The 18504-nt window shown below is 62.1% G+C and carries 20 protein-coding genes, 1 other RNA gene and 1 riboswitch; of the genes, 8 read left to right on the top strand and 13 right to left on the bottom strand.

Annotated elements, in window-relative coordinates:
- Positions 1–11 precede the first annotated feature (11 nt).
- Both xsc and pdxR read right to left on the bottom strand, forming a co-directional pair.
- The gene (xsc, locus tag ACR0FC_RS11145) at positions 12–1787 is read right to left on the bottom strand and encodes a sulfoacetaldehyde acetyltransferase (RefSeq protein WP_170341371.1); all 1776 of its coding nucleotides are present in this window, start codon (positions 1785–1787) and stop codon (positions 12–14) included.
- A gap of 125 nt (positions 1788–1912) precedes the next feature.
- Positions 1913–3373 carry a MocR-like pyridoxine biosynthesis transcription factor PdxR gene (gene pdxR, locus ACR0FC_RS11140; RefSeq protein ID WP_170341373.1) on the bottom strand — a complete coding sequence of 487 codons (1461 nt, stop codon included), beginning with the start codon at positions 3371–3373 and terminating at the stop codon, positions 1913–1915.
- A 134-nt stretch (positions 3374–3507) separates the two neighbouring features.
- On the opposite strand from pdxR, the gene ACR0FC_RS11135 reads away from it, so the two are divergent.
- Complete coding sequence (locus ACR0FC_RS11135) at positions 3508–3816, top strand: ArsR/SmtB family transcription factor (RefSeq protein ID WP_093964304.1); 309 nt, start codon at positions 3508–3510, stop codon at positions 3814–3816.
- Positions 3809–4837, top strand: coding sequence for a permease (locus ACR0FC_RS11130; RefSeq protein WP_170341375.1), 1029 nt, complete (start codon positions 3809–3811; stop codon positions 4835–4837). Before ACR0FC_RS11135 ends, ACR0FC_RS11130 begins: the two co-directional genes overlap by 8 nt.
- Before the next feature lie 41 nt (positions 4838–4878).
- On the opposite strand, the gene ACR0FC_RS11125 is transcribed toward ACR0FC_RS11130, so the two are convergent.
- Together ACR0FC_RS11125 and ACR0FC_RS11120 are read right to left on the bottom strand one after the other, a co-directional pair.
- Positions 4879–5268, bottom strand: coding sequence for a hypothetical protein (locus tag ACR0FC_RS11125; protein ID WP_170341377.1), 390 nt, complete (start codon positions 5266–5268; stop codon positions 4879–4881).
- Between the two features lie 50 nt (positions 5269–5318).
- Entirely contained in the window at positions 5319–6080 is a 762-nt protein-coding gene (locus tag ACR0FC_RS11120; RefSeq protein ID WP_170341379.1) for a DUF1013 domain-containing protein, read from the bottom strand.
- 130 nt (positions 6081–6210) lie between these two features.
- Between ACR0FC_RS11120 and ACR0FC_RS11115 the strand changes: the two genes are divergently transcribed.
- Positions 6211–6852: a ribonuclease T2 family protein gene (locus ACR0FC_RS11115; protein WP_170341381.1), complete on the top strand. Its 642-nt coding sequence runs from the start codon at positions 6211–6213 to the stop codon at positions 6850–6852.
- Here ACR0FC_RS11115 and ACR0FC_RS11110 read toward each other — a convergent pair.
- The gene (locus tag ACR0FC_RS11110) at positions 6849–7337 is read right to left on the bottom strand and encodes a hypothetical protein (RefSeq protein WP_170341383.1); all 489 of its coding nucleotides are present in this window, start codon (positions 7335–7337) and stop codon (positions 6849–6851) included. The genes ACR0FC_RS11115 and ACR0FC_RS11110 overlap by 4 nt on opposite strands.
- Positions 7338–7533: 196 nt before the next feature.
- Here ACR0FC_RS11110 and ACR0FC_RS11105 point away from each other — a divergent pair, with 196 nt between their 5' ends.
- Positions 7534–8031 carry a lactoylglutathione lyase family protein gene (locus tag ACR0FC_RS11105; protein ID WP_093964418.1) on the top strand — a complete coding sequence of 166 codons (498 nt, stop codon included), beginning with the start codon at positions 7534–7536 and terminating at the stop codon, positions 8029–8031.
- A 71-nt stretch (positions 8032–8102) separates the two neighbouring features.
- Here ACR0FC_RS11105 and recR read toward each other — a convergent pair whose 3' ends face one another.
- The 3 genes from recR to ACR0FC_RS11090 all read right to left on the bottom strand — a co-directional run bounded on the left by recR (position 8103) and on the right by ACR0FC_RS11090 (position 10928).
- A complete protein-coding gene (gene recR, locus ACR0FC_RS11100; RefSeq protein WP_170341385.1) occupies positions 8103–8696 on the bottom strand; it encodes a recombination mediator RecR in 594 nt (197 codons plus the stop codon).
- A gap of 46 nt (positions 8697–8742) precedes the next feature.
- A complete protein-coding gene (locus ACR0FC_RS11095; RefSeq protein WP_170341387.1) occupies positions 8743–9087 on the bottom strand; it encodes a YbaB/EbfC family nucleoid-associated protein in 345 nt (114 codons plus the stop codon).
- Positions 9088–9173: 86 nt separating this feature from the next.
- Positions 9174–10928, bottom strand: coding sequence for a DNA polymerase III subunit gamma/tau (locus ACR0FC_RS11090; protein WP_170341389.1), 1755 nt, complete (start codon positions 10926–10928; stop codon positions 9174–9176).
- A 155-nt stretch (positions 10929–11083) separates the two neighbouring features.
- Between ACR0FC_RS11090 and ACR0FC_RS11085 the strand changes: the two genes are divergently transcribed.
- Positions 11084–11587, top strand: a complete 504-nt coding sequence (locus ACR0FC_RS11085; protein ID WP_093964312.1) for a protein-tyrosine phosphatase family protein — start codon at positions 11084–11086, stop codon at positions 11585–11587.
- 3 nt (positions 11588–11590) lie between these two features.
- Here the strand turns inward: ACR0FC_RS11085 and ACR0FC_RS11080 are convergent, their stop codons facing one another.
- Both ACR0FC_RS11080 and ACR0FC_RS11075 read right to left on the bottom strand, forming a co-directional pair.
- The gene (locus ACR0FC_RS11080) at positions 11591–11998 is read right to left on the bottom strand and encodes a hypothetical protein (RefSeq protein ID WP_170341391.1); all 408 of its coding nucleotides are present in this window, start codon (positions 11996–11998) and stop codon (positions 11591–11593) included.
- An 86-nt stretch (positions 11999–12084) separates the two neighbouring features.
- Positions 12085–12302, bottom strand: a riboswitch (cobalamin riboswitch).
- 28 nt (positions 12303–12330) lie between these two features.
- Positions 12331–12864 carry a TetR/AcrR family transcriptional regulator gene (locus ACR0FC_RS11075; RefSeq protein WP_480656806.1) on the bottom strand — a complete coding sequence of 178 codons (534 nt, stop codon included), beginning with the start codon at positions 12862–12864 and terminating at the stop codon, positions 12331–12333.
- 123 nt (positions 12865–12987) lie between these two features.
- Between ACR0FC_RS11075 and ACR0FC_RS11070 the strand changes: the two genes are divergently transcribed.
- Positions 12988–13845, top strand: coding sequence for an alpha/beta hydrolase family protein (locus ACR0FC_RS11070; protein ID WP_170341395.1), 858 nt, complete (start codon positions 12988–12990; stop codon positions 13843–13845).
- Positions 13846–13926: 81 nt separating this feature from the next.
- On the opposite strand, the gene ffs is transcribed toward ACR0FC_RS11070, so the two are convergent.
- Both ffs and ACR0FC_RS11060 read right to left on the bottom strand, forming a co-directional pair.
- Positions 13927–14025: signal recognition particle sRNA small type (gene ffs, locus ACR0FC_RS11065), an RNA gene on the bottom strand.
- 39 nt (positions 14026–14064) lie between these two features.
- Complete coding sequence (locus ACR0FC_RS11060; protein WP_302476854.1) at positions 14065–15894, bottom strand: 5'-nucleotidase C-terminal domain-containing protein; 1830 nt, start codon at positions 15892–15894, stop codon at positions 14065–14067.
- A gap of 212 nt (positions 15895–16106) precedes the next feature.
- Here ACR0FC_RS11060 and nudC point away from each other — a divergent pair, with 212 nt between their 5' ends.
- Complete coding sequence (gene nudC / locus ACR0FC_RS11055; RefSeq protein WP_170341399.1) at positions 16107–17090, top strand: NAD(+) diphosphatase; 984 nt, start codon at positions 16107–16109, stop codon at positions 17088–17090.
- Between the two features lie 38 nt (positions 17091–17128).
- A complete protein-coding gene (locus ACR0FC_RS11050) occupies positions 17129–17596 on the top strand; it encodes an SRPBCC family protein (protein ID WP_170341401.1) in 468 nt (155 codons plus the stop codon).
- A gap of 56 nt (positions 17597–17652) precedes the next feature.
- Here ACR0FC_RS11050 and ACR0FC_RS11045 read toward each other — a convergent pair whose 3' ends face one another.
- Positions 17653–18486: a prephenate dehydratase gene (locus tag ACR0FC_RS11045; RefSeq protein ID WP_093964319.1), complete on the bottom strand. Its 834-nt coding sequence runs from the start codon at positions 18484–18486 to the stop codon at positions 17653–17655.
- Positions 18487–18504 lie beyond the last annotated feature (18 nt).

The following is an 18504-nucleotide window of genomic DNA, read 5'->3' as shown; positions in this document are numbered from 1 at the left end:
TCCGTTCCCGCTCAGACCTGCTGCGGCAACATGTCGTCGGCCGAAATACCGGCCACCGCCACAGGCTTTTTCATAGCGTCGCGGCGGAACGGCTCACCCAGTTCCTGGTTGATCAGGGCTTCGATCAGGGTGGTGATGCCGTTTTTCTGGTCTTCGATGGCCTGGTTCAGGGCGGCGGTCAGCTCGTCCATTGTGCGGGCGACGACACCCTTAAGGCCGCAGGCTTGGGCTATGCCGGCATAGGACACTTTGGTGTCCAGTTCGGTGCCCACGAAGTTGTCGTCGAACCACAGGGTCGAGTTGCGTTTTTCCGCGCCCCACTGGTAGTTGCGGAACACGATCTGCGTCACGGCAGGCCATTCCTCGCGGCCGATGGCGGTCAGTTCGTTCACCGCGATGCCGAAGGCGCCGTCACCGGCAAAACCCACTACGGGCACGTCCGGGCAGCCGATCTTGGCGCCGACGATGGCGGGCAGTCCATATCCGCATGGTCCGAACAGGCCGGGGGCCAGATACTTGCGACCTTCCTCAAAGGACGGGTAGGCGTTGCCGATGGCGCAGTTGTTGCCGATGTCCGAGCTGATGATGGCTTCTTTCGGCAGTGCGGCCTGAATGGCGCGCCAGGCCATGCGAGGGCTCATCCAATCGGGCTTGGCCGCGCGTGCGCGCTCGTTCCAGCTGGTGCCCGGATCGTCGTCCTCGTGGTCCATGCTGCTGAGCTGCTGGGCCCAACGCGATTTCTTTTCGGCAATCTTGGCCTTGCGTTCGGCGCGGCCCTCGTCTCCGGCCGTGTCGCTCAGCTGCGCCAGGATGCCATTCGCCACCTTGGCCGCGTCGCCGACGATACCGACCGAGACCTTCTTGGTCAGGCCGATCCGGTCGGGGTTGATGTCGACCTGGATGATCTTGGCGTCAGCCGGCCAGTATTCCATGCCATAGCCCGGCAGGGTCGAGAACGGGTTCAGGCGCGTGCCGAGGCACAGGACCACGTCGGCTTCCTTGATCAGCTCCATCGCTGCCTTGGACCCGTTGTAGCCCAGCGGGCCGGCAAACAGCGGATGGCTGCCGGGGAAGGCGTCGTTGTGCTGGTAGCCGACGCAAACCGGCGCATCCAGACGCTCGGCCAGAGCCTTGGAGGCCTCGATGCCGCCTTTGGCCAGCACCACGCCCGCTCCGTTCAGGATCACGGGGTTTTTGGCATTCGACAGCAGTTCGGCGGCCTTTGCGACAGCGGTTTCACCGCCTGCGGGACGCTCGAAATCGACAACCGCGGGCAGTTCGACGTCAATGACCTGAGTCCACATGTCACGCGGGATGTTGATCTGGGCCGGGGCGCTGGCGCGCTTGGCCTTCATGATCACGCGGTTCAGAACCTCGGTGACGCGGGATGGATCGCGGACCTCTTCCTGATACGCGACCATGTCCTCGAACAGTTTCATCTGCTCGACTTCCTGGAACCCACCCTGTCCGATGGTCTTGTTCGCGGCCTGCGGGGTGACCAGCAGCAGCGGCGTATGGTTCCAATAGGCGGTTTTGACGGCAGTGACGAAGTTGGTGATGCCGGGGCCGTTCTGCGCGATCATCATCGACATCTTGCCGGTGGCGCGGGTGTAGCCGTCGGCCATCATGCCGGCGCTGCCTTCATGAGCGCAGTCCCAGAACATGATTCCGGCCTTGGGGAACAGGTCCGAGATCGGCATCATGGCCGAGCCGATGATCCCGAACGCGTGTTCGATGCCGTGCATCTGCAGAACCTTAACAAAGGCCTCTTCTGTCGTCATTTTCATTTGGACGCTCTCCAAGCAATGGTGGAAACGGTCAGGCGATACGCCTTGGCTTGCCATTGGTTTTGGCGCAACGGGGGCATCTGGGTTAGGGCCAGACACGGCGCCGGAGTAGGTCCAGTGTGGCCTCAGCAGGCCCGGATCACGGCCGCAACCCGTTCGATTCCCGCGGGTATCCGGTCAGCCGAAATCGAGGAATACCCGAGGCGGTAATAGTTCCTGGGCCGATCCGGCCCCGAGAAGAACGCAGAGCCGGGCTCGATATGAACACTCTGATTTTGAAGCGTTTTCGCCAATTCCGCGGTGTCGACGTGGTCCGGTGCCTTCATCCACATCGACGATCCACCGAAGACCCCGCGCCCTGCCACGGTCAACCCGTTCGCCTCGATCGCGTCCTCGATCGTCTTGCGCCGCTGCATCAGAGCCTTGGACATACGCCGTATCTGGGCGTCATAGTGCCCGAGCGACAGGAAATAGGCCGCCGTTCGCTGGATATGGCCGGGTGGGTGTCGGAAAACGAGCGACCGCAGCGCGCGGGCCTCGCGTATGAACGGTTCGGATCCGACCATGTACCCCAGCCGCAGTCCCGGGAACAAAGACTTGGAAAAGCTGCCCACGTAGACCACACGCCCATCCTTGTCCAACGACTTGAGCGCCGGGGACGGGGCACCCAGGAAGGCCATCTCGAACTCATAGTCATCTTCGACGATCATCGCGTCCAGTTCGCGGGCACGTTTCAACAGGTCGTGACGCCGGGCGACGGGCATTGTCGCGGTTGTCGGGCATTGGTGGCTGGGCGTGGTGTAGATCACGTCGGTGCCGTCCGGGATGGACTCGGGCGGTAACCCATCCTTGTCCACCCGCAATGGTGTCATCGAGGCATCCGAGCAGCGCATAAGCTCGTGCAGAGCGTAGTAGCTGGGATCCTCGATCGCAGCCTTGCGCCCATGGCCCAGAAGAATGCGCGAGGTCAGCCAAAGGGCGTTCTGAGCGCCCAACGTGATCAGGATTTCCTCGGGCCGAGCGGCGATACCGCGGCGGGGCAAGGTGTGGCGGGCAATGAACTCGATCAGCAACGGATCGTCCTGATCCACGTAGTCGCCGGTCAGCGAGTCGAAATCCTTGTGGCCAAGGGCTCGAACGGCGCAGAGGCGCCAGTTCGCATGATCAAACAGGGTGCGGTCGGCCTGGCCGTAGATGAACGGATAGCTGTATTCCCGCCAATCCGGTGGCTTGGCCAGAAAATCACCCTCGGAAAAGCGGCGGGCCAGTGCGGCGTCCCAGTTGACGGTTTCTTCGCTGCGCTGAACCGGTGTGTATTTCGGTGGCACCGGCGCGTTCTGTGACACGTAGTACCCGGACCGGCCTTTGGCCGTCAGATAGTCATTTGCCAGCAACTCGGTATAGGCCAGCGTCACCGTGATGCGGCTGACACCCAGATGCCCGGCCAGTTTGCGCGACGACGGCAGTTTCTCACCGACATGAAAGCGGCCTGACAGGATGCCCTCGGCAATCATCTGCTGGATCTGCGCCTGCAGAGTGCCCTGACCGCCCGGTTTCAGAAAGAAGGTATCGACCGAAATTCCCATGCCTCGTTATATGTTGGACTTAAATACAGGGCAATCTGGACTTATTCGGGATCAACGGAAATTTATCCATACGGTTGACTCGGGCTTTGCTCATCACTAAAAAACTATAAATCTAGTTTAATGGAGATAACCAAATGTGGGAAAAAGCTGCTGCAGGGTTTTCGGCGATGGGGTCCGAGGCGCGATTGCAGGTGCTCAAGACCCTTGTGCGGGCCGGACAGGCTGGTCTGACGGTCGGAGAGATCCAAAGTCGGACTGGGATGGCACCGTCCACCCTGGCTCATCACCTGCGATTCCTGGCGGCAGGCGGCGTGGTCGAGCAGGAGAAATCCGGGCGGACCACAATCAACCGAGCATGTTTCGATGAATTGAGATCACTGGCGCAGTTCATACTCAGCGAATGCTGCGCGGATGAATCCAGAAAGGTTGCCAACGATGGCTGAATTGACCCAATCCCCGAAGGCCGTTGGTCAAACCCTGTCCGGTCTGCTGAAGACACCCTGGGCCCTGATCGCGGCGATCCTTGTGCTTGTGGCCATTCTGGACCCGGGCAATTGGGTGAACGTCACGACTTTTGCAGCCAAGGCTCTGGTGCACACCGGTCAGTACATACTGTTTGCAGTGCTGTTGCTGTCCTACCTCAAGGCCAGCGGGGCCGAGACTATGGTTGCCCGAGCCTTCGAGGGCCGTGAAACCCGGATGATCCTGCTGGCCGCATTGTTTGGCGGGTTGGCTCCGTTCTGCTCTTGCGAGGTGATCCCGTTCATCGCAGGCCTGCTTGCATTGGGTGCGCCCTTGTCGGCGGTCATGGCCTTCTGGCTGAGCTCGCCGTTGATTGACCCGCCCACGCTGTTGATCACGGCGGGCGCTTTGGGCTGGCCGTTTGCGATCGGCAAAGCGGTTGCCGCCGTGGCACTGGGATTGTTCGGCGGGTTCGCGGTGCGTTTTCTTATGCGTCAGGGTGCCTTTGCCCAACCTCTGCGCCACTATGAACCGGCCGGATGCTGTGGCTGCGGCCCGAAGAAAGACACGCTGCTTTGGCGCTTTTGGCAAGAGCCCGAACGCCGCGTCCGGTTCCGTCGGGAATTCGTGCAGAACGGCCTGTTCCTGCTGAAGTGGCTCGCCCTGGCCTATGTGCTCGAGGCGCTGCTGGTCAGCTATGTTCCGGCTGATCTGATCGCGCGGCTGGTTGGTGGCGACGGTGCCTTGCCGATCGTGATCGCCGCCTTTGTCGGGATGCCGGCCTACCTGAACTCGTATGTCGCGCCGCCGCTTCTGGCCGGCCTGATGGAGCAGGGGATGAGCGCGGGCGCGGCGATGTCCTTCATGATCGCCGGGGCCGTCAGTTCCATTCCGGCCATGGCGGCTGTCTGGTCTCTGGTCAAACCCCGTGTGTTCGCAGCCTATATCGGGCTTGGGATCAGCGGAGCTATTGCAGCCGGGATCCTGTTCCAGCTTTTGTAAGAAGAAAACCGCCCGGAGTATTCTCCGGGCGGTTTTGCAAATCAGCTTGCGCCGCAGTTGCTTGGCAATTTGAACCGATAGCGCGGTTCGCCGCTGTCCACGAAAACCCGTTTTTCCACACAGGCCGTGGTTCCGACACTGCGCGCGATCGGCGCCTCGGTCGCGGTGATTGAAGTTGCCGATCCGTCCGGCAATCGAACCGACGCGATGACCCCGTTCTTGAGATCACCATTGATTGGCGTAGCCGACAGTACAGGAACGGTCATATACGCTTCGTGTTCGTGTTTCCCATCGCCGCTGAACAGCAGCAGACCGGCAGCTACGGCGATAACGGCCACGCCGCCCAGAATGGCCAGTCCCTTGGTTTTTGCGAAAGCGTAAATCGAAACCGCCCGGTGCGGCCCGAAGATAGACGATAGAATGTTCAGCATGGTCCAGTTCCAAAAAGGCCCCGGTCCATCGGACCGGGGCCAGCACAGTGTCAGTTGCGCAGATCGTCCTCGTCGTCTTCTTCGGCGCCGCCCTTGGGCAGGTTGAAGAAGCTGTCGGCATCCACCACTGCTTCGTCTTCTTTTTCCTCGTCGCCGTCATCGGACAGCGAGAAGGTTTCCAGCCCCTCGATCGCCGTGGGGATCTTGGGAGCGGCATCCATTTCCAGCGACTGTTCGGTAGAGACCAACTTGCGGCGCTCGTCATCGCTCATGACGCCACCTTCGGCGGCCTTCTTGGCGGCGGCTTTCTGGACGGCGGCATCTAGTTCGGATTGTTTGCACAGGCCCAGCGCGACCGGGTCGATCGGCTGCATATTGGCGATGTTCCAGTGGGTGCGCTCGCGGATCGACTGGATCGTGGGCTTGGTGGTTCCAACCAGTTTGGCGATCTGGCCATCGGTCAGCTCCGGGTGGAACTTGACCAGCCACAGGATCGAGTTCGGTCGGTCCTGACGCTTGGACAGCGGCGTGTAGCGCGGACCGCGGCGCTTTTCCTCGCCGGCGGCGGCCGGGTTGAACTTGAGCTTCAGCTTGTGCAGCGGATCGTTCTCGGCCTTGTCGATCTCTTCCTGAGTCAGTTGGTTGTTGGCGATCGGGTCGAACCCCTTGACGCCTGCCGCCACATCGCCATCAGCGATGCCTTGCACTTCCAACTCGTGCATGCCCACGAAATCCGCGATCTGCTTGAAGCTGATCGTGGTATTGTCCACCAGCCAAACGGCGGTTGCCTTGGCCATCAGGGGTTTTGCCATCAGCCCGTCTCCTTTGAATACATCTGTCCCGTCGCCGGAATTCGGCGGCCCCGTGGTCTTGGGGCAGGTTTCCGTTGTCGGGGAACTTGGCCCGTATATAGTCGTGCAGATGCAAGAAGGGAAGAGGCGAATGCGCTGGGCGTTATTGGGGCTGCTGGTGTGGACTTTGGGCGCGACGGCCGCGCTGGCCGATGGCGAGAAGTCGGGCGTGTTCGACTATTACGTCCTGTCGCTGAGCTGGTCGCCCAACTGGTGCGCCCGCGAAGGCGACGCGCGCGGATCCGACCAATGCGATGCGCGCCACGATCACGGCTGGATCCTGCACGGGTTGTGGCCGCAATATCACCAAGGCTGGCCCTCCTATTGCCCGACAGCCAAGGCGCCGCCGTCCCGTGCGATGACCCGACAGATGGAAGATATTCAAGGCAGTTCGGGTCTGGCCTGGCACCAGTGGAAGAAACACGGCACCTGTTCGGGCCTGTCCGCAGCGGACTACTACGCGTTGTCCCGGCAAGCCTATGACCGCATCACCCGACCGCCGGTGTTTCGCAAGTTGGACAAAGCCGTGAAACTGCCGGCGCGCGTGGTCGAGGATGCCTTCCTCGACGCCAATCCGGGGCTCGAGCCAGACATGATCACCGTCACTTGCAAGCAGGGTTACATCGAAGAAGTGCGCGTCTGTCTGTCACGTGATCTGGACCCGGTGCCCTGTGGGCGGGACGTGATCCGGGACTGCACCGCTTCGGATGCGTTGTTCGATCCGATTCGCTAGAGCTTCTTGTTCTGGCAGTCCCGCGCATAGTCCAATGCCTTGGCGGTGCCCTTCAGATCGATCGCCAAAACCCGCTCGCCTGCGGGGTTGTAGATCGTCATCGTCTTGTTCTGGGCGATGGCCGCAACAAAGTTCCGGTCGGTGAAGAAAACGGTCGCACCGGGCACCCGATCCTGCTTGAACCCGATGGCTGTGGCGTCAAAGCTCTTGCCGTCCAGCTCGAACCGGATCGGATAGGATTTGCCGGGCTCGATGTTGCCCCACCCCTTGTGGAAAACGGTGAAATAGCCCCGATTGTCCAGAGCATCATAGCCCAGGCGCACCACGGACAGGTCCTGATACACCGTCTGGATCAGACAGCCGTTGCCCAGATTGGGGTCCATCATGATGTTCCAGCCTTCGACGAACCCCTTGTCGACCAGTTGCTGTGACCACGCGGAAGTGGCGGTGAAGGCGGCGAAGGTCAGGGCGAGAAGGCGTTTCATGGCGGGTTCCGATATCAAATGGGTCAGGCTAGGGCATAGTACACGGTGGGGGGTCGACGGAAAGATCATTCTAGGCCTCGGCAGCAGTGCATGATGATCTATGTGCATGGAACAACACGGCTTTGCCTTGTGGGGCGGGCGCTTGAAACAAGGACGTTGCAAAATACGTCTTGCCCAATAGACCAAGGAGCAAGCCATGCCTCAACATCCAAGAACATTCTCTCACATCGGGTTGTCCGTCCCGAACGTGGACGAAGCCGTGAAATTCTATTCCGAGGTTTTGGGATTTTACGTGATCATGCCGCCAACCGACGTGGTCGAGGATGACACGGACATCGGCGTGATGTGCACGGACGTGTTTGGCCCGAATTGGAAAAAACTGCGTATCGCGCATCTGGCGACCGCCGATCGTATCGGGATCGAGCTTTTTGAGTTTGATGGAAACTACGCGCCGGAAAACAACATCGACTTTCGCAGGAACGGGACGTTCCATTTCTGCGTCCAGGATCCTGATGTCGAAGGCTTGGTGGAAAAAATCGTGGCGGCCGGCGGGAAACAACGCATGCCTATCCGATACTACTACCCCGGCGAGAAACCCTACCGCATGGTCTATGTCGAGGATCCGTTTGGGATAGTCTTCGAGATCTACAGCCATTCCTATGAATTGACCTACTCGTCGGGTGCCTACACCTGACCGATGGGTAAAGTGGTACCTTGCAATCGAGGAGGGGCGAGAGCGTGCTGCTTGCAGGCAGCACGCGGCGGCTACAGTTCTTTCCGCGCCCGCAGCGCTGCGGTGATGGTCCCGTCATCCAGATAGTCCAACTCGCCCCCGATCGGCACGCCCTGCGCCAGCGAGGTCAGGCGGACCTGTCCTTCCAACTGATCTGCGATGTAATGGGCCGTGGTCTGCCCGTCGACGGTCGCGTTCAGGGCCAGGATTACTTCCGTGATGTTTTCGGCGGTGACGCGGTCGCGTAGGCGGGGGATGCGCAGGTCTTCCGGGCCGACGCCGTCCAGCGCCGAGAGCGTTCCGCCCAGCACATGGTAGCGGCCTTTGAACACGCCCGCGCGTTCCATCGCCCACAGGTCGGCCACGTCTTCGACCACGCACAGCTCTCCGGTGGCGCGGTCTTCGGAATTGCAGATGTCGCAGATGTCGGTGGTGCCCACGTTGCCGCAGTTCAGGCATTCGCGTGCGGTGGCGGCGACCTGCTGCATGGCGTCCGACAACGGCGTCAGCAGCAGGGCGCGTTTGCGGATCAGGTGCAGCACCGCCCGCCGGGCCGAGCGCGGTCCCAGCCCCGGCAGCTTGGCCATCAGATCGATCAGGGCGTCGATGTCACTGTTCGAACTCATGGCCTGTCCTGCGTGGCTTTGGCGGCGGGGGTTTGAGGGGCGAAGATCAGAACGGCAGCTTGATGTCCGCCGGCAGGCCCATGCTTTCGGTCAGCTTGGCCATTTCTTCCTGCGACCGCTCGGCGGCTTTGGTCTGCGCGTCCTTGATTGCGGCCAGGATCAGGTCCTCGACCACTTCCTTGTCGTCGCTGTTGAAAATCGAGGGGTCGATGTCCAGACCTTTCAGTTCGCCCTTGGCCGAGGCCGCGGCCTTGACCAGGCCCGCGCCGGATTCGCCGACGACCATGATGGTGTTCAGCTCTTCCTGCATCTGCGCCATCTTAGTCTGCAGTTCCTGCGCGGATTTCATCATCTTGGCCATGTCGCCCAGACCGCCGAGTCCTTTGAGCATCTGTATGTCTCCTGTCATTCGATTTGCGGCCTAAATACGGGCCGTCTGCGTCCTTCACAAGGGCAGCGCGCCTTCTGCGCGGATGATCAGTCTTCCTCGAACGGGTCCCATTCGTCTTCGACCTCGGGCAGGGCTTCGGTTTCGACCTTGGCCGCACGGTCCTCGGGTGTTTCAATCCGGGTGATGCGGGCCATGGGGAACTGTGTCAGAACCGCCTGAACCAAAGGGTGTTCTTCGGCCTTGGCCTTCAGCGCCAGCTCGGCCGCGTCGCGCAGTTCGGCGATGGTGGGCGCGTCCCCGTCCGAGACGATCGAGACCGCCCAGCGATTGCCGGTCCAGCGCTGCAGCGCGGACCCGAGCCGCGCGGCCAGGTCGGTGGGCGCCTTTTCGGTGGGCGTGAACTCGATCCGGCCCGGCTGGTACGAGACGAGGCGGACGCCGTTCTCGACCTCGACCAGCAGCTTCACGTCACGGTTGGAGCGGATCAGCTCGACCACATGCTCAAACGTTGGATAACGCGCCAGCGCGGTCTGCACGTCTTGGGCCAACGCCGCCGTGGGCGCGCCGCCCGCACCGCGCGGGGCCGGCGCATGGGCCGAGGCCGTCGCAGTCACGGGCGGGGCGCTGTTTCCGGCGACCGGAACGCCGCCCCCCGGCCCGCCGGCGGGCGGCGGAGGGCTGTCCTGAAGGCGCTTGATCAACTCTTCCGGGCTAGGCAGGTCGGCCACATGGGTCAGGCGGATCACCGCCATTTCCGCGGCCATCATCGCGTTGGGGGCGGCCGAGACTTCCTCGAGCGCCTTCAGCAGCATCTGCCACATCCGGGTCAGCACCCGCATCGGCAACGCCTCGGCCATCTGCTGGCCGCGGGTGCGCTCATCGGGCGAGACGGTGGGGTCTTCGGCCGCGTCGGCGGTGATCTTCACCACCGAGACCCAATGCGTGATTTCGGCCAGATCGCGCAGCACCGCCAGCGGGTCGGCGCCCTCGGCATATTGCGCGCCCAGTTCGGTCAGGGCCCCGGCCGCATCGCCGCGCAGGATCATGTCCATCAGGTCCAGCACGCGGCCCCGGTCGGCCAGTCCTAGCATTGCGCGCACCTGATCGGCAGTGGTTTCTCCGGCACCATGGCTGATCGCCTGATCCAGCAGCGAGGTCGCATCCCGGGCCGAGCCTTCGGCGGCGCGGGTGATCAGGGCCAGCGCGTCATCCGAGATTTCCGCGCCCTCGGCGGTGGCGATCTTGCGCAGCAGGCCGATCATCACCTCGGGCTCGATCCGGCGCAGGTCGAACCGTTGGCAGCGCGACAGCACGGTGACCGGAACCTTGCGGATTTCGGTCGTGGCGAAGATGAATTTCACATGCTCGGGCGGTTCCTCCAGCGTTTTCAACAGCGCGTTGAAGGCGCTGGTCGACAGCATGTGGACTTCGTCGATGATGTAGATCTTGTAGCGCGCGCTGGCCGCGCGATAGCGCACGCTGTCGATGATCTCGCGGATGTCGTTCACGCCGGTGCGGCTGGCGGCGTCCATTTCCAGCACGTCCACGTGGCGACCTTCCATGATGGCCACGCAATGCTCGCACTGGCCGCAGGGTTCGGTCGTTGGGCCGCCATTGCCGTCGGGGCCGATGCAGTTCATGCCCTTGGCGATGATCCGGGCCGTGGTCGTCTTGCCGGTGCCGCGGATGCCGGTCATGATGAAGGCCTGCGCGATCCGGTCCGCCTCGAACGCGTTTTTCAGCGTGCGCACCATGGCATCCTGACCGACCAGGTCGGCAAAGGTTTCCGGGCGGTATTTTCGGGCGAGAACCTGATAGGCGGGGCTGGACTGTGTGGTCATGTCTGCTCTGACGGATTCGTACTGACGATGCAGGGTAGAGTTCCAGGTGCCCCGCGTCCACAGCACCGGTGCAGGTTTTTCGCTTTGGCGAGCGCGCGGTGTGAGGCATACTGCGCGGATCAAGTTCAATCAGCCAGTTTCGGGGGGAACGTCTGATGACAAATCTTGTGGTTCATGCATTGCAGGTGGGTGGCGGCACGCTGGCCCTGACCTCGGTTCCCGGCGGTGGCGGCGACTATGAAGGAGACCTGGACCTGATTTCAGCCTGGGCGCCGGGGCTGGTGATTTCGATGACAACCCTTGCCGAACTGGTTTCTGTGGGTGCAGGCGAATTGGGCTGTGACATTCATCGGCGCGCCTGTCGGTGGGCGCATCTGCCGGTCGCCGACTTCTCGGCGCCGTCGACCGAGATATCCGGCCGCTGGCCCGAAGTCAGCGCCGCCGCCCGCCATGCGCTGTCGGGCGGCGGGCGGGTACTGGTCCACTGCCGGGGCGGTTGTGGGCGGTCTGGCATGGTTGTTCTGCGCTTGATGATCGAGAGCGGCGAGCAGCCGGAACAGGCCCTGAAACGCCTGCGGGCCGTACGCCCCTGCGCGGTCGAGACTGATGCTCAGATGGACTGGGCCGTCGCCCCGGCGCGCGAGGCACTGGCGACCTGACCTTCAGGCGGTTGCGCGGAACTCGCGCTCGGCCCTGACCACGGGCATGATCGCCGTGGCCTGCAGCATCGCACAGGGTCGATCACTGATGACCTGCGCAGGCAGGGCGTCGCTCTGGTCGTCAAACAGCATGTCGGCGTAGGTATCAAGGCAGTCGGACGGTGTGTCGGCGGCCGCTCCGCAATACACGCGGATCCGTTCGGGACGTGCATCGAACCGCGCCGTGCAGCCATGTTCGCAATGGGCCAGTTCGCTACTGCCTTCCACTTGGAAGTCGGGGGATGTAGCGGCCTGCGCCGTCGCCATTGCCTGCGCGATGGCCCGTGCCATGCGCGCCAATGCCGGGCAGGTCTTTCCGGTGCGCTGGCAGATGGTTGCCGCGAATTCATGGGTATCGGTCTTCCAAATCATGTTGCGCCCTCCGCGCGCTGGGCGAGGTGGATTTGGACAGACGCCGGTTTCAAGGCCAGACCCTGCCCGGACACCCCGTCCGAGTTTCGGTTTCACGTTTGATGGCAGGTCTCCTGACTTGCGGGTCTTTGCTTTGCCGACCTTCCCAACCTTGCGGTCAGTGGTATTTAGGCATCGCTCTCCGCCTACAGTTGCGGGGGCAGTCGCGGCCTTGGTCCGCTCCGGAGTTCCGGGTTGGACCGCACCGTGTTCCCTTTTCATCCCGGACCGAAACGGCACGGGAACCATCCCCTCATCGCTAGCGGTGTATCCGGGATCGAGTCAAGACGGTTTCAGCCCGGTTGCCGGAGTGAGTCCCAAGGGAACAGATCAGGCAGTCTGCGCAGCACATTCGAATCCCTGCGGGCACGGGCCAATTGCCAGCCGCCTTGCATCACGATGAACAGGGTGTCCGCAGCATTTTCAGGGTCGGAAACTCCGAACCGCGCGGCGTGGTTTCGAACTTCGATGATCCAGCTTTCATACAGACGGTCGGCATGTTCCCGAAACGCGCGGTTGTCGGGGCTTTCGAACAGGGTGGCGGCGATCGGGCAGGTCTCCCATTGGGCCGAGGTGTCGAACAGCTTCGCGATCTTGTGGCACAGGGTGGTGACCCCGTCGCGAAAATCCGCGGCGTCGTCGAATGCCGCAGCAATCATGCTCAACATCCCGTCCGAGGCCCAACTGGCCGCCGCCAGGGCCAGATCCGGCTTGCCCTTTGGAAAATGGTGATAAAGCGAACCCTTGGGGGCTTGCGCTTCGGCCAGCAATTCCGCCAGACCGATACCGTTATAGCCCGAGCGCTGGAACAGTCGGGCGGCAGTCACGATCAGGCGATCTTTGGTGTTTGGTGGACGTTGGGTCATGCAGGCCAAATATTGACAGGCCTAGACCAATTGGTCCAGACACAAAGTATTAGACCGATCGGTCCAGAGTGTTTGGAGGCAAAGATGTTGGATTCGCAGCACGCGGTTGACGTGGAAGACTTTAAGTTTCCGTCGGGCCAGACCCAGCTGGCGGCGCGGCTTTACACTCCGGCGGTCGAGCCGCAAACCGTTGTTGTGCTGAACGGCGCAACAGGAGTGCCACGTGACTACTATCAGCACTTTGCTCGCTGGCTGGCCGCCGAGCGCGGTATGGCTTGCCTGACATATGATTACCGGGATTTCGAGCATTCGCTGACCGGGCGGCTGAAAGACTCGAAGGCCACGATGGCGGACTGGGCGCTGATCGACATGCCCGCAGCGCGTGCCGAGATGCGCCGTCGATACCCGCAGGCAAAACTGTGGGTGATCGGGCATTCGGTCGGTGGAATGCTGGGTCCGCTGCAACCGGAAATCGAACAGATCGACCGGATGATCTGTGTGTGCGCAGGTTTGGTGACGGTGGCCGATCACCCGTGGCCCTACAAGGGCTTGGCGACTTTGTTCTGGTATGGCCACGTGCCACCTCTGGTGCGTCTTCTGGGGTACCTGCCGGGGAAACTTCTGGGATTCGGAGCCGATTTGCCGGCGGGCGTCTATTGGCAATGGCGCAAGTGGTGTACATCGCCCACCAGCTATCTGCCCGAATTGGGAGACACGCTTCCCCAAGCGGATTGGAGTCGGGCGAACGCCACGGCGGATATCATTGCGTTCGAGGATGACCAGACTGTGCCACCGCCCGCCGTCTGGCGGCTGGCTGAACTCTATGGTCCGACCGCCCGTCGGCATTTGTTGGAGCCGAGGGATTTCGGACTGTCCGAAATCGGTCATATCGGCGCCTTCGCCCGGCGCAGCAGTGCCGTTTGGCCGCGATTGATCGCCTGACCCGCCCGCAAGCGCGGTTTTCAGGAACAACGACGAAATACAGAGGTTGGATTGACCGGGCCGAATACGTGGCGTGGCGTCAAGTGAGAGGTTGGACATCGACCCAAGCGGGGCTCGTTGTGGCTGCTTCCTTCCGGACCTGACCAGGTTGGCGAGGCGCTTGCCCGCGCCAACCTCTCGACCGACGATATAGGCATCACGCACCCGCTTGGCAACCCGTCACAAAGACAGGCGTACCCTAAGAAACCCGCGCGCGTCCTGCCCGTCGGTGGTGGCTGCAAAGTGGTCGAGCTCGCGCAGGTAGTTTGCAGCGCGTGGCCCGGTCTTCAGAATCACGGACCGGCCCGCCTGCGGAACAAAGGAAAAGCTTTGGGCGGTGTTTTCCACCGGATCCGGACCCAATCGTCCCGCCAGGTAGTCGCGCAAGATTCCCTGGAGGCTCAGCGGCGGCACCGGGATCAGCCGGGCCGGGTCTGGGACGGGAAAGTTGCCGCCGCCATTGGCTCGGTAGCTGTTTGATGCAACGACGAATTGTTCATCCGGATCGACGGGGCGACCCTGATAGGCAAGATCGCGCAGGCGGGAATGGGACGTGTCGATCGACTGGCCGCCCAAATCATATCGCGCGGGCTGCGTCAGATCGAACCTGTAGGTCACCCCATGCAGCACGTCGAAATTGTGCCCGGTGCCCTCGGGGTTGATCAGAACCTGCTCGTCGCTATCGCCAAGTTGCGAGAATTGGGCAGCCGACATCTCCAGCCAATCGGCGATCTGGCGGCCATCCAGCAGCATGGCGGCCAATTGGTTCGGGAACACATGCAAGTCCGAGACATGCCGTACGGTGACATCGCCAGCCGGGACTTCGGTGTAGTGTCTTGGGCCGGCCCGGCCTCCGAATTTCGAAGGTGCGGCTGCGGACAGAACTGGCAGAGTCTCAAAGGCCGTCCCGGCCAGAACCGGTCGCAGGGCTGCCGCCTGGGCTGCGGCGACCAAGTTCAGCCCCTGATCCACCCCGCAGAAGGTGAAATAGCTATGCAAAGGACGATTGATCCGGCCCACCGGCTGGGCAGCGGCTTTGCGGGTCACTTTGTGGGCTGCGGCAAAAAGTTCGACCATCTCAGGGTCTTCAGGAACGACCCAATCTCCGGCTTCAGCCCCGCCCGGGCAGATCGCGCGCAGATGCGCTCTGCGACCAGCAATTCTCGCTTCTCCCGCGGCGTTCATAGCAAGCGTGAGGTCGATCACCCCCAAATGCGACCCCGCTGATCCGGGCATGACCACGGGTCTGGCCTGCTGCGGGTTACCATCGCTTGGGTCGGGCAGTGTCAGGTGCGTGTGTCCGGCCACGATTGCATCAATACCGCCCAGAGCAGAAAGCTGTGCGACCACATTTTCCGACATCGGCGCGACGTCGGGCTCGCCTAGACCAGAATGTGCAAGAGCCACAATCAGGTCGCAGCCCTGACGACGCAAATTCTCGGCCATCCGGCGCGCCGTGGCGACGGCATCCTCGGCTGCAACCTGGCCTTCCAATTGTGGTGCTTCCCACTTCACCGTCTGCGGTGGCAGGATCGAGAACACGCCAATTCGGACAGGAGTGCTTTGGCCGTTGATGTGGACATGACGGGTCAGGATGGCCTGTTTCTGCCAGGGCGCTACCCCGGTCAGACACTGCATGTTGCTGCACAAAACCGGGCAAGGTGCCCGAGAAACGATCCGGCCCAGAGCTGGCAGACCAAAGCCGAAATCGTGGTTCCCCAGCGCAATTGCGTCGTAGCCCAAGCGCCCAAAGGCGGACATCAAAGGGTGGGTCGCGTCGGTCTGTTCGACCGCCCAGTCACCCAGAAGTGTCCCCTGAAGGGAATCGCCGTTGTCGAACAGCAGGACAGTTGCATTTGCCTCTTCCGCCTCTCGACGTGCAGAGCGGATCAAACTGGCGGTTCGGGTGAAGCCCACACTCGGTTCCGGCCGGTCAGCATAATAGTCGAAACTGGTCAGATTCATGTGCAGATCGGTCGTTGCAAGAATCCGGATGTGCGCGGTTTTCAAGTGGGGATGTGCCTGAAGCAGGGAGGATTTCAGAGCCAATTTTCTTCTTTTAGGTGCTGTTGTGCATACGTTTTCACTGAAAGGTAGAATACAGGTAATCGTCAGGGCTTCCATGCGTCCTTTGCGACAACGATGCTTTTTGCGAGTGTGAATTCCCATTGCACCAGTGCCCAAGTCGTGGCAGCCCTTGTGCAAATTCCAAAGGGACAGGCATGAAACGGGCGGAAAGCGTGACATTTGGCAGCTCTGGACTGGACCGGGCGGCGCAGATCCGTACCGATGCCAGAGCTTTGGAGGCAGCACGGTCCGATCCCACGGCGCGGTGCATCCTGATGTGGCGGGGCAAACCGCTGGTCATGGGCGAAGCGCTGGACCAGTTGGCCTTGGTTCCGATGGACCACGATCTGGTTGCGAACGGACCCGGCGGGGCGGTTGACCAACCGATCTTGCTGGGGCGCAGTGATGCGGGTGCGCCGCTGTTTGCAATGGACATTTCGAATTGGTCTGCCGACGGGTTGGACCTGTCGGGCGTTGGAGCGTTCGTGGACCGAACCGAACAGCAGCATCCGGGGCTGCCCGTGGGCCACGTGTTCGCCGAGCTTCGTCGGATCATGACCCGGCTGTCGGCCGGGGACGCCGAATTGGCAGCCACCGCCAAGGCCGTGATCGGCTGGCACGAGACGCACAGGTTTTGCGCGCGCTGCGGCAACCCGACCAACATTTCACAGGCCGGGTGGCAACGGCTGTGCCCGGCCTGTGGCGGGCAGCACTTTCCACGCACCGATCCGGTGGTGATCATGTTGGTCACGCATGGTGATACTGTCCTGATGGGCAGATCTCCGGGGTGGCCCGACGGTATGTATTCACTGCTGGCCGGTTTCGTCGAACCGGGCGAAACCCTTGAGGCCGCCGTGCGACGCGAGGTCATGGAGGAGGCCGGCGTTCCGGTCGGACCCGTCAGCTATCTGGCAAGTCAACCCTGGCCATTTCCGTCGTCGCTGATGTTCGGGTGTGCAGCGCAGGCGCTGTCGCGCGAGATCACGATCGACCCGGTCGAGATCGAGGACGCGATGTGGGTCACCAAATCCGAGATGATGCAGGCTTTTGCAGGCGAGCACCCCAAGCTTCTGCCAGCGCGGAAGGGGGCAATCGCGCATTTTCTTTTGCGTAACTGGCTTGCAGATACGCTGGACTGACGAAACACTGGCACCCTGACTGAGCAGAAAAGGCCGACATGCAGGTTTCAGCACGCGAAGATATCCAGGCGCCGATCGATGCGGTGTTCGACATGGTCGCGGATTTCGAACGGTTCGAGCGCATGGCGATGCGCCGCGGTGTCGAGGTTCGACGCACCGTCGAGATGCCGGGTCACTGGGTCGGGTCGTGCTGGGAAGCCGATATCATGATCCGTGGCAAGCCCCGCCACGTCGCGGTCGAGGTGGCCGAGTTCGATCGCCCCACAGCCATGCGGTTTCGATCGACAAGCAAGGGGATGAACGGCCTGACCACGATTGATCTTCTGTCGCTGTCGCAGAAGCAGACGCGGCTGAGCATCGAGATGTCACTGGCGGCCAAGACCTTGCCTGCGCGTCTGCTTCTGCAGTCGTTGAAGCTGGGCAAGGCCAGATTCCGACGCCAGTTCCAGATGCGACTGAGCGATTTTGCGCGCGAAATGGAAGAACGCTATCTGCACGGGGCTTGAGAGCCGGCATTTGACCGGCCTCCAGCAGTCCCAAGCGGCTTGCGCGTGGGAGCAGACTAACCGCGTGGTCGAGCAGCGGGGTACACGCCCAGCACTTCCACATTCGTGGTGAAATGCTGCAGTTCATCCATCGCGAGTTGCACGTTGCGGTCTTCCGGGTGGCCGACGATGTCCGCGTAGAACTGAGTCGCCGTGAACGAGCCATCAACCATGTAGCTTTCCAGCTTGGTCATGTTGATGCCGTTGGTGGCAAAACCGCCCATGGCCTTGTACAGCGCCGCCGGAATGTTCCGGACCTGGAACACGAAGCTGGTGATCATCCCGTGCTCGCCACGGCGGCTGCGGTCGTCCTCGCGCGACATCACCAGAAAGCGGGTCGTGTTGTCGTCGCTGTCTTCGATGTGGCGCGCCAGCAGTTCAAGGCCATAGATTTCGCCAGCAAGCTCGCTGGCCAGGGCCGCCGAATGTTTCTCACCCGCTTCCGAGACCTCACGCGCCGCGCGGGCGTTGTCAGGGCTGACCCGCCCGCGGATGCCATGGGCCTTCAGGAAGCTTGCGCATTGCGGCAACAGCACCAGATGCGAATGGGCTTCGGTGATATCTTCGAGTTTTGCGCCCGGCACGCCCAGCAAGTTGATGTGAACCCGCACGAAGGCCTCGTCCACGATGTGCAGCCCGCTGTGCGGGAGCAGGCGGTGGATATCGGCCACTCGTCCATAGGTGCTGTTCTCGACCGGCAGCATGGCCAGATCGGCCTCGCCCGAGCGCACCGATTCGATCACGTCCTCGAATGTTCGGCAGGGTAGGGCCTCCATATCCGGACGCGCATTGCGACAGGCTTCGTGACTGTAGGCGCCGGGTTCCCCCTGAAAGGCGATGCGTTTGGTCATTTGGTCGATTCCGTGCAA

It is taken from the genome of Ruegeria sp. BB9 (assembly GCF_056539345.1).
Note: the sequence above shows the minus strand (reverse complement) of the source record. Positions and strands in the feature narration are given on the sequence as shown.